Origin of the sequence: Congzhengia minquanensis (assembly GCF_014384785.1) — a bacterium.
Taxonomy (GTDB): Bacteria; Bacillota; Clostridia; order UBA1381; family UBA9506; genus Congzhengia; species Congzhengia minquanensis.
The window spans coordinates 446,581-457,471 of record NZ_JACRSU010000003.1; the positions used below are offsets into that span (position 1 = coordinate 446,581).

Below are 10,891 nucleotides of genomic sequence, written 5' to 3' on the forward strand. Positions count from 1 at the left end.
CGTTATGTTACATGCCGCAATTGTGGGATACGGCAACATTGGCCCCACCCATGCCGCGGGGCTGAAAACGGCGGAATTTGCGAACCTTAGCGTGATTTGCGATATTCAGGCGGACAGGGCCAAAAAAGGGGCGGCAGAGTACGGCTGCCGCGCGGTTTCTGATTATGATGAAGTTTTAAAGGACGGCAGCGTTGATGTTGTTCATGTCTGTACGCCCCATTACCTGCATAAGGACATGGCGGTGAAAGCGCTTTCTGCCGGCAAGCATGTGGTATTGGAAAAACCTCTTTCCATGAACAAGGCTGAGCTTAAGGAGCTAATTTCAGCGCAGGAAACCTTCGGGAAAAAGGTTTGTGTCATGTTCCAAAACCGGAAGAATAACGCTGTTCAGGTGTTAAAGGAACTGACAGACAGCAAAAAATTCGGTAAACTTCTTGCCATTTCCGGTTTTATGACCTGGGACAGGGACGAAGCCTATTACGCCCAGGACGAATGGCGCGGGAAATGGGCAACCGAGGGCGGCGGCGTGCTGATAAACCAATCGGTGCATCTTTTGGATTTAATGGGCTACATCGGCGGAAAAATTGAGGCGGTGAAAGCCTCCATTTCCACTAAGCGGCTTGCGGGCGTTGTTGAGGTGGAGGACACGGCTGACGCGCTGCTGTTTTATGAGAACGGCATGCGGGGCTGCTTCTATGCGTCCAATGCATATGCCACAACCACGCCTTTTCAGCTAACCGCCGAGTTTGAGCTGGGCAGGATCCGCTACAGCGACAATTTTTTGTATGAGATTAAAAACGGGGAAGCGCCCCGGATTGTTGCGGGTAACGACATGAACACCCCGGGAAAATCCTGCTGGGGCTCCGGCCATGCACAGGTGATTGACGAGTTTTATAAAGCGCTTGAAAACGAAACAGACGACTTTCTGGCCTTAAGCACGGGGGTCGATACGTCAAATCTTTTATTCTCCATTTATGAGAGCGCAAAGGACGGAGGAAAACAGGTAAAATTAACAGACTGAAGGAGGAAAAAACATGCAGATGACCTTTCGATGGTATGGGGACGATGACCCGGTAACGCTTTCTAAAATCCGCCAGATTCCGGGCATGACAGGAATTGTTTCCGCCATTTATGATATTCCGGTTGGCGAGGTTTGGCCGGGGGAAAAAATTAAAGCATTAAAAGAAAAGGTTGAAAGCGCAGGGCTAAAGCTTTCTGTTATTGAAAGCGTTCCGGTACACGAGGACATTAAAATGGGCACGGGAGACCGGGACAGATATATTGAAAATTACTGCCAAACCCTGAAAAACCTATCTAAATTCGGCATTGACTGTGTGTGCTATAACTTTATGCCGGTGTTCGACTGGACGCGCTCCGACCTGGCCCATGAGCTTCCAGACGGTTCCAACGCCTTAGTTTACTATAAAGACCAGGTGGCGCATATGGACCCGGTAAAGGGCGATTTGTCGCTCCCGGGCTGGGACGCAAGCTACACAAAAGACTCTTTGGCGCGGCTTTTGGAAAGCTACAGCAAAATTACGGAAGAGGACATGTGGAACAACTTAAAATATTTCTTAGACAAGGTGATTAAGGTTGCCGAGGAAGTGCACATCAAAATGGCAATTCATCCGGACGACCCACCCTGGAGCATTTTCGGCCTGCCGAGAATTATTACCAGCAAGCAGAACTTAGAGCGGTTTTTAAAGCTTTATGACAGCAAATATAACGGCTTAACGCTGTGCAGCGGCTCGCTGGGGGTAACAGAGTCGAACGACGTGGTGGACATGATTTATTCGTTTGCGGACAGAATTCATTTTGCTCATGTGCGGAACGTGAAAATCACGGAGGACGGCTCTTTTGAAGAGTCTGCACACCTTTCCTCCTGCGGGTCGTTAGACATTGTAAAAATTATGAAAGCGTATCACGACACGGGATTTACCGGATACGTGCGTCCCGACCACGGCAGAATGATTTGGGGCGAAACAGGCCGCCCGGGCTATGGCTTATATGACAGAGCGCTGGGCGCGACCTATATTAACGGTATCTGGGAAACCCTTGAAAAATTAGACAAGTAAGGGAGAACGCAATGAAAAAATTTATGGACGAAAATTTTCTTCTGGAAACAGAAACGGCCAAAAAGCTGTTTTTTGAAGTAGCTAAGGATTTGCCGATTTACGACTATCACTGTCATTTGTCCCCGGAAGAAATTTATGAAGATAAACAGTTTAAAAACATCACCGAGGTTTGGCTGGGCGGCGACCACTACAAGTGGCGCTTTATGCGCTGGATGGGCGTGCCGGAAGAGCAAATTACAGGCAGCGCCTCAGACTACGACAAGTTTTTGGCCTATGCAAAGGCCATTCAGTTTGCGGCGGGCAACCCGCTTTACCACTGGTCACACTTAGAACTGCAGCGGTATTTTGGCATTTATGAAACGTTGACGGAGAAAACTGCACCTAAGATTTGGGAAAAAGCGAACGCGATTATTGCAAGCGGCGACTTTTCTGCAAGAAAGCTCATTGAAAAGTCGAACGTGGCGTTTATCGGCACCACCGACGACCCCACCAGTGATTTAAAATATCACCTCGCTCTGGCGGAGGACAAAAATTTTAAAACAACCGTGAAACCAACGTTCCGCCCCGACCCGGCGGTGAACATTCAAAAGGACGGATTTGCCGAATATATTGAAAAGCTGGGCGCGGTTTGCGGCACGACAATTTCTGATATTGACGGGCTGTATGACGCACTTCGGTCACGAATTGAATTTTTCCATCAGGCCGGCAGCAGAATTTCCGATCACGGTATTGTGAGCGTTCCGTTCTTAAAGGCGGATAAAAACGAGGTAGACGCCATCTTTAAAAAGGCGCTCAGCGGTGAAACGGTAAGCGACTGTGAAGCTGAAAAATATCAGACGGCAGTTATGCTGTTCTGCGGAAAAGAGTATGCTGCGCGCGGCTGGGTAATGCAGCTTCACGCAGCGGCAATCCGCAACAACAACACGCCCATGTTTAAAAAGTTAGGACCCGACACGGGTTTTGATTCCATTTTGAATGTAAACCTGGCGGAAAAATTGTCTCGCTTTATGGACACGCTGTTGATTGACGGGAATCTTCCGAAAACTATTTTGTATAGCTTAAGCCCCATCGACAACTCTCTGCTGGTTTCCATGGCGGGCAATTTTGAGGGTGACGGCATTAAAGGCAAAATTCAGCACGGCTCGGCATGGTGGTTCAACGACCATATCGACGGTATGTTAGATCAGATGAAAACTTTGGGGAATCTTGGCGCGCTGGCCTCTTTTGTGGGTATGCTGACAGACTCGAGAAGCTTCTTGTCCTACCCCCGGCATGAATATTTCAGAAGAATTCTCTGCAATTTAATCGGTGGCTGGGTGGAAAACGGCATGTATGCCGACGACCGGGAAATTTTAGATAAACTCATTGCAGACGTTTGCTTTAACAACGCGAAAAACTATTTTTTAATGTAAAGGAAGATTGATGATGAAATTACCGTTTGATATTGACTTAAAGGGCAAGGTCGCAGTTGTTACAGGCGGCGGCGGTGTACTTTGCGGCATGTTCGCAAAGGCGCTGGCCTCCTGCGGGGCAAAGGTTGCCATTTTAGACCTTCGGAAAGAAGCGGCAGACGCGGTTGCCGACGAAATTAAAGCAGACGGCGGAACAGCCATTGGCGTCTGCGCAAATGTTTTAAGCCGCGAAAGCTTAGAAGAAGCGAAAAAGCAAGTGAACAATGCGTTCGGCACCTGCGACATTTTGTTAAACGGCGCCGGCGGCAACAACCCTCGGGGTACGACCACGAAAGAATACTACGAAATCGGCGACGAGGACAAAGAGGATTTGGTATCCTTCTTCGACTTAGACCCCGACGGCGTATCCTTTGTGTTTAACTTAAACTTTTTGGGAACGCTTCTTCCCACTCAGGTGTTTGCCAAGGATTTAATCGGCAAAAAAGACGCGGTGATTCTAAACGTGTCCTCCATGAACGCGTTTTGCCCGCTCACCAAAATTCCGGCCTACAGCGGCGCAAAAGCGGCTGTGTCAAACTTTACACAGTGGCTTGCGGTGCACTTTTCAAAAGTGGGCATCCGCGTGAACGCCATTGCTCCGGGGTTCTTTGTAACAGACCAGAACAGGGCGCTTTTGAAAAATCCCGACGGGAGCCTGACGCCCCGGTCGGAAAAAATTCTTTCGCAAACCCCTATGGGCAGGTTCGGCGAAGCGGAGGAACTGATCGGCACACTGTTATTTTTGGTGTCTGACGAGGCGGCGTCCTTTGTAAACGGTGTTGTTATTCCTGTTGACGGCGGGTTTGCGGCCTACAGCGGAGTTTAAGCATCTTTTTGCCGGGAAGCAATTGCTTCCCGGCTTTTTTTGTGATTTATTTGTCAAAAATACTTGCAAAAATGGAAATAATATGGTATATTATTGAATATTATCGATAGAAATGGGGAAGAAAACAAGCATGGATGCATTGAATCGAATTGTTCTGAAAATCAACGACATTGTTTGGGGCATGCCGCTGATTATTTTTATTCTGGCAGTTGGAATTTATTTAACCGTTCGTTTGGGCGTGCTTCAAATACGTCATTTGTCCAAAGCGTTAAAGTTCATGGTGAAAAATGAGGAGGGCGGCGACGGCGAGGTTTCAAGTTTTGGCGCGCTGTGCACGGCGCTTTCTGCTACCATTGGAACGGGAAACATTGTGGGTGTGGCGACTGCAGTGTGCTCCGGCGGCCCAGGAGCGCTTTTCTGGATGTGGATGGCCGCGTTTTTCGGCATGGCGACAAAATATGCCGAGGGCGTGCTGGCAATTAAATACCGCACGGTGGATGAAAATGGGCATGTTTTAGGCGGCCCGTTTTACTACATTGAGCGCGGCATGGGAAAACGGTGGAAGTGGCTTGCCAAGCTGTTTGCATTTTTCGGCGTTTGCGTGGGCCTGTTCAGTATCGGAACCTTTACGCAGATTAACGGCATTACCTCGGCGGTGAAAAACTTTTTCGACCCGGCAAACAGCTACATGGTGAGCCTGTTTGGCAGAGAATATTCCTGGTATGTGGTGATAGCGGGCTTGATTTTAACCGTTTGTGTGGCGCTGGTTATCATCGGCGGAATCCGCCGCATTGCAAACGTTACCCAAGTGATTGTGCCGTTTATGGCCATTACCTATGTGGTGTTCTGCCTGATTTTGCTGGTGCTCAATTACAGAGCAATTCCCGATGCGTTTGTTCAGGTCGTTCAGGGCGCTTTTAACCCCAGGGCCGTTACCGGAGGTGTTGTGGGCAGCATGATTGTTGCCATGCAAAAGGGCGTTGCGCGGGGCATTTTTTCTAACGAGTCCGGCCTGGGTTCCGCGCCCATTGCAGCTGCCGCGGCAAAGACCAAAGAGCCTGTGCGCCAAGGTTTGGTTTCTATGACGGGAACGTTTATTGACACCATTGTGATTTGCACTATGACGGGCCTGACCATTGTTTTAACCGGCGCGTGGAAAATTGAGGGGTTGGAGGGCGTTGCTGTAACCACTGCGGCGTTTCAGCAGGGGCTTCCCTTTGCAACCTCTGTGGCTTCGTTTATTTTAATGATTTGTTTGGTGTTTTTTGCATTCACCACAATTTTGGGCTGGGATTATTATTCCGAGCGGTGCTTAGAATATTTAACCGGCGGAAACAAAAAAGCGGTTTCGGTTTACCGCTGGATTTACCTTTTGGCGATATTAATCGGCCCTTACATGACGGTTTCGCTGGTGTGGAACATTGCAGATGTGTTTAATGGTCTGATGGCGTTCCCCAACTTAATTGCGCTTTCCGTTTTAAGCGGCGTTGTCATTAAAGAAACAAAAGAATATTTTAAAAAGATAAAATAAAAAACAGAGCCTAAGGCATTTGCTTTAGGCTCTGTTTTTTATCATTCAAATGTGGGTGTTGCATACATTGGCACGATTTGTATGTATGTGTTGCCGGGGTTTAACATGAGGGGCGAGCCGTCTTCTAACGTATAAACGGTTTTTGCCTCACGGGATTGTTTCGACCAGTTGATTTTCACCATTTTCCCGTCGGACAAATAATATCCCGTTCCGCTGCCGAGGTTGGATAAATCCTGCCTGTCTTTGTTTTCCCCGTCTGCCAGGGGTGTATTTTTAAGCTGGTATAAAATAATGTTTTTGGCACTGAGCGCCTCGCCGGTTTGGGAAACGTGTTCCTTACCGTTCACATAGCGGACATAGCGCTTTGCTGTTTCGTCATACACATAATTCAGCTTATAAAACTTGGCGTAGGGAATCGCGACCTTTGTAATTTCTTCGCCGCCCTCCGGCACCGTGTCAACCTTGTTATAGTCGGGAATTTTGTTATCTGTTTCCAAGCTATATCCCTTTTTGTTTTTTGCATAATCTGAAAGCTTCACCGTGCTGGTGTAGAGGTTATGCCACGTTTTGTCGTAGGTGTTGTCCCGCCAGAAGCAGGAGCCATCGCCTAAAACGCCGTTTATATTTTGAATGCCCAGAGCAGAAATGTCCTTTGCGGCTTTGGGGCTCCAGCCCGCATGGCCGTAGACTGCGCCGTTTTCCATTGCATAGTCTAAAAAGTAATGGCGCGAAGAGCGGACGGGGCCGATTTTTTCCAGGCCATAGTCTTTAAACAAAGCCATAAAGCGGGTGGACTGTCCCTCCACCACAATTTCATATACCAGATATGAATTTTCCAGCCCAATTTGGGGGCGGGCTTTTTCGCTGTCGTTATCAATCATAACGGCGATGGGACGCACATGTTCTTTTTCTTTCATTTCAGCATAAAACGGGTCTACCTCTTCCTCCGGTTCAACAGCATAGAGATTATTTTGTGCGTCGGGGTTGTCTTTTGGCTTCCCGCAGGAGGAAACCAGCATCATAGCGGCAAGGGCCAGCAGAAGTATTCTTTTTTTCATAAGCGTTCTCCTTTTAGTTTTTCAGAAAGGGCAGTCAGCGCCGCCTTTCTGTGACTTACCTTGTTCTTTTCCTCCATCGTCATCTCTGAAAAAGTCTTGCCATATTCCGGGGCGAAAAAGACCGGGTCGTAGCCAAAGCCGTTTTCGCCGCGTTTTCTGTCAACAATGATTCCCGGACAGCTCGTGCCGAAAGTTTCAATTTTTCTGCCGCCGGGAAAAATAAGGCACATCGCGCATGCAAACCGCGCCCCGCGCTTATCTTTTGGAACGTCTTTTAGTTCCGCGAGCAGTTTTTTTACGTTTTCGTCGTCTGTGGCGTGCTCGCCGGCAAACCGGGCGGAATAAACCCCGGGGCGGCCGCCGAGCGCTTCCACTTCCAGTCCGGAGTCGTCTGCCAAAACAGGCAGCCCCGTGCGTTTAGAAATCTCAAAGGCTTTAATATATGCATTCTCTGCAAAGGTTGTTCCGGTTTCTTCTACGTCACATTCAATGCCTGCATCAGACAGGCCCAGTACTTCAATGTCGCTTAGAATTTCACGGATTTCTTTGAGCTTTCCCTGGTTGCCTGTAGCAACTAACAGCTTATTTAACATATTTTTCTACCAATGCGTCGATTGTTTTTTCGCAATATCCTTCCGGGCGCGCTTCTTGAAACAGCGACCAGCACTCGTTGTGGGTAACGGAGGCGCCGGGGGCAATAGAGGAGATTTCGCCCAGGGTTTCCATTTCTAAAAACAGCGCGTTGGTAAAGGTTTCAAAGGACATGCCGCCGTCAGGATAACACCCGTTTTCAATGGGGGCATATTGTTTGATGAACAGGTCGCCGTGGTTAAAATACATGGCAAAGCCGTGCTCGCTGTTAATTCCCACTTTAAATTTGTCCGGATGGCCGCTCTTTTGCTCTAAGCCAATGTATTTGTTGCCCCAGGTAACGCGGTCGTCCATCATGTTGGTATAGGGCCAAAGCGCCATTAAACGGTTGCCTAAAAGGCCTGTGTCTTTCGTGGGCTGGGCCACAATTTCAAACCCGCCGGGAGATAAAACCGTCAGCGTCCAGGGGGCAAGCTTAACGTCCCAGGCGGCGCAGTTGGTGATTTTGTGCGTCAGGCTCACCTTGCTGGAATCCGGGTCTAAGGTAATAGCAATTTCAAACTGATATTGGTTCCAGGTCTGAGCCGCAGGCTTAAACACCGCACCGTTTTCAATCAGTTCATAGGGCACGGGCTCGTTGTCAGGATAATAGCTTTTGGGCATGCCCTCAGGGCTGGTCCAAAGCCTGTGTCCGCCATAGATATACCAGGTGCCGCCGCCGAATTTGTCAAAGGCCGGGCCAGATTCGCTGAAATCCTTGTTTACATCTTCAAACATCATGTTTTCCCCGTCTATGAATGAATAGTTGATCACGCGGGGGCCAACGTCAATTGTCACAAGCAGCTTAACGATGCCATTTGCAATTTCTAAACATTTGCCAAAATTTTTGTACTCTGTAACATTGGTTGTAACTTTTCCCATTTAAAAATCCTCCTTAAGATATATAAAAAATATATTATACCGTCGTTTCTAAAAACGCACATGCGCCTGAAACCAAAATTTCCGCCTCCTGTGCGGCGAAGAAAAAGGTGTCGCCTTTGCGGAAGGGGAACCTTTCGCCGCCGGCTTGAATAGTGCCTTCGCCGGACAGGAATGTGACGCTTGAAAATGAGTTTTGCGTGGTTTTTAAGGTTACTTCTGCATGAGACGTATATTTTTTTGCAGTGAAGTATTTACAAGACGCCACCTCATAAATTTCCACGCCGTTCTTTTGAGATAAAAGTTTAGGCGTAAAGTCTGTTTTTATTTCCTTTGCCAGGCAGGAAACATCGGCCGCCTTTTCCACATGGAGCTCACGGGGTTTTCCGTCTGCTCCTGTGCGGCCCCAGTCGTAAACCCGATAGGTGGTGTCGGAATTCTGCTGGATTTCGCAGATGAAAAGTCCCGCCCCAATGGCGTGAATGGTGCCGGATTTCACAAAAAACACATCGCCCGGTTTTGCCGGAACAAAGTTTAAATATTCCGTTAAGGTGTTGTTTTGCACCGCGGATAAAAAAGCTTCTTTTGTCATGTCCTGATTTAAGCCATAAACCAGTTTTGCGCCTGGCTCCGCCTCCACTACATACCACACCTCGGTTTTTCCGTAGCTGCCGTTTTCGTGTTTCATGGCATAGGTGTCGTCCGGATGAACCTGAACAGAAAGGTCGGCCTTTGCGTCAATGAGCTTAATTAAAACTGGAAAACGGTCGAACTGCGCAGCGTTTTTTCCGACAATATCAATTCCGTTTTCCTGAAATTCAGAAATTACAGCGGATAAGGTTTGCCCGTGAAATTCGCCGCCGACCACTGTACTTTCCCCGTTTTTATGGCAGGAAAGCTCCCAGCTTTCTGCTGTTTTATCAAATGGTGTATCTTTAAAATAAGCAGATTTTAGCTTGCTTCCGCCCCATATGTAGTCTTTAAATGCGGGACTAAGCCGAAATGGTTTGATCATGTTAAGACTCCTTTTGTGGAATTTCCTATTTCATTTTACCACACAATTAAAAAAATGTAAATAATATTTCAAATTCTATTGTGTTTTTCGCGCATTTCGTATAAAATAATAAAAAAGCCGCCAAATTTTGCGGCAAAAAATTGTAAGGGGAAAATTTGCTGTGAATGAAATGTACAATGCAATTGTCGGGCAGTCCGGCGGGCCCACTGCGGCCATTAACGCCAGCCTGGCCGGCGTAATTAAAAAAACATGCGAATCGGAAAAAATCGGGAAGATTTTCGGCATGTTAAACGGCATCAGCGGCATGATGGAAGAACGGATTGTCGACCTGAGCAGTTTGGGCAGTGATGAAGATAAGCTGTCGTTGCTTTCTAAAACGCCGGCGTCATTTTTAGGCTCCTGCAGGTTTAAACTGCCGGAGGAGGACAGCCCGATTTACGACAGGATATTCGACGTGCTGGAAAAGTATCAAATTCGATATTTCTTTTACATAGGCGGAAACGACTCTATGGACACGGTGTTAAAGCTTTCCGCTTTTGCATTGAAAAAGGGGAAGGATATCCGGTTTGTGGGCGTTCCCAAAACCATTGACAACGACCTGCCGGGTACCGACCACACGCCGGGATTTGGCAGCGCCGCAAAATATATTGCGTCTACCGTCCGCGAAATTTCGGCCGACTCTGCTGTTTATAACGTGAATTCCGTGACCGTGATTGAAATTATGGGCAGAAATGCCGGCTGGCTCACAGGCGCGTCTGCTCTTGCCCGGTATAAGGGTCTTGGGCCGGATTTAATTTATTTGCCGGAGCATACGTTTCATTTCAGTCAGTTTTACGACGACATTGCAAAAATATCTAAAAATAAGAAAAATATTGTGGTGGCCATTTCGGAAGGTGCCCGCACGAAAGACGGAAAATATGTCTGCGAGGCGGTATCCAACGGCATTGTAGACGTGTTCGGGCACAAATATCTGGGCGGAACAGCCCGCGTTTTAGAAGGGTTTGTTCGGAAAAAGTTTGGATTTAAGGCCCGGGGCATTGAGCTAAACGTTTCTCAGCGCTGCGCAGGGCACTTGCTCAGCAAAACCGACATATCAGAATCGTTTCAGGTAGGCAGCAGTGCGGTGGAGCTGGCGCTTAAGGGCAAAACGGGCATTATGACCGCCATTGCCAGAATGTCAAATGCGCCTTATCGGTCTGAATGTGTGGCGGTGGATATTGCTGCGGCTGCAAATCAAGAGAAAACGGTGCCCCGCCATTTTATCAGCGAGCGGGGAAACGACGTAACAGAAGACTTTATTCAATATGCCGCGCCGTTGATTGCCGGTGAAGTTCCGGTGGAATTTGAAAACGGACTGCCGAAAATGTTGGTGTTAGAAAAGGAAGCGTAAGCTTCCTTTTTTTGGATATATTTTGGTTTTTTGGGG

General features: G+C 48.0%; 10 protein-coding genes. 6 read left to right on the top strand and 4 right to left on the bottom strand.

The genetic code is table 11. The features are described 5' to 3' along the window. Window positions 1-4 precede the first annotated feature (4 nt). The 5 genes from H8698_RS09865 to H8698_RS09885 all read left to right on the top strand — a co-directional run bounded on the left by H8698_RS09865 (window position 5) and on the right by H8698_RS09885 (window position 5,883). The gene (locus H8698_RS09865) at window positions 5-1,021 is read left to right on the top strand and encodes a Gfo/Idh/MocA family protein (protein WP_249313317.1); all 1,017 of its coding nucleotides are present in this window, start codon (window positions 5-7) and stop codon (window positions 1,019-1,021) included. A gap of 13 nt (window positions 1,022-1,034) precedes the next feature. Beyond that, on the top strand, window positions 1,035-2,075 hold the full coding sequence (uxuA, locus tag H8698_RS09870) for a mannonate dehydratase (RefSeq protein ID WP_249313318.1): 1,041 nt from the start codon (window positions 1,035-1,037) through the stop codon (window positions 2,073-2,075). Window positions 2,076-2,086: 11 nt separating this feature from the next. Continuing rightward, complete coding sequence (gene uxaC, locus H8698_RS09875) at window positions 2,087-3,487, top strand: glucuronate isomerase (protein WP_249313319.1); 1,401 nt, start codon at window positions 2,087-2,089, stop codon at window positions 3,485-3,487. A gap of 13 nt (window positions 3,488-3,500) precedes the next feature. Continuing rightward, window positions 3,501-4,352: an SDR family oxidoreductase gene (locus H8698_RS09880; protein WP_177678758.1), complete on the top strand. Its 852-nt coding sequence runs from the start codon at window positions 3,501-3,503 to the stop codon at window positions 4,350-4,352. A gap of 130 nt (window positions 4,353-4,482) precedes the next feature. Next, window positions 4,483-5,883: an alanine/glycine:cation symporter family protein gene (locus H8698_RS09885; protein ID WP_249313320.1), complete on the top strand. Its 1,401-nt coding sequence runs from the start codon at window positions 4,483-4,485 to the stop codon at window positions 5,881-5,883. 41 nt (window positions 5,884-5,924) lie between these two features. Here the strand turns inward: H8698_RS09885 and H8698_RS09890 are convergent, their stop codons facing one another. Genes H8698_RS09890 through H8698_RS09905 form a run of 4 tightly spaced genes read right to left on the bottom strand, consistent with a single transcriptional unit; the run spans window position 5,925 to window position 9,465 of the window. Beyond that, complete coding sequence (locus H8698_RS09890; protein WP_249313321.1) at window positions 5,925-6,941, bottom strand: DUF3048 domain-containing protein; 1,017 nt, start codon at window positions 6,939-6,941, stop codon at window positions 5,925-5,927. Then, window positions 6,938-7,534, bottom strand: a complete 597-nt coding sequence (locus tag H8698_RS09895; RefSeq protein ID WP_249313323.1) for an XTP/dITP diphosphatase — start codon at window positions 7,532-7,534, stop codon at window positions 6,938-6,940. Before H8698_RS09895 ends, H8698_RS09890 begins: the two co-directional genes overlap by 4 nt. Then, on the bottom strand, window positions 7,524-8,453 hold the full coding sequence (locus H8698_RS09900) for a hypothetical protein (protein ID WP_249313325.1): 930 nt from the start codon (window positions 8,451-8,453) through the stop codon (window positions 7,524-7,526). The genes H8698_RS09895 and H8698_RS09900 overlap by 11 nt, the downstream gene beginning before the upstream one ends. A gap of 34 nt (window positions 8,454-8,487) precedes the next feature. Then, complete coding sequence (locus tag H8698_RS09905; RefSeq protein ID WP_249313327.1) at window positions 8,488-9,465, bottom strand: type I phosphomannose isomerase catalytic subunit; 978 nt, start codon at window positions 9,463-9,465, stop codon at window positions 8,488-8,490. Between the two features lie 169 nt (window positions 9,466-9,634). On the opposite strand from H8698_RS09905, the gene H8698_RS09910 reads away from it, so the two are divergent. Next, complete coding sequence (locus tag H8698_RS09910; RefSeq protein WP_283245446.1) at window positions 9,635-10,855, top strand: 6-phosphofructokinase; 1,221 nt, start codon at window positions 9,635-9,637, stop codon at window positions 10,853-10,855. Window positions 10,856-10,891: the final 36 nt, after the last annotated feature.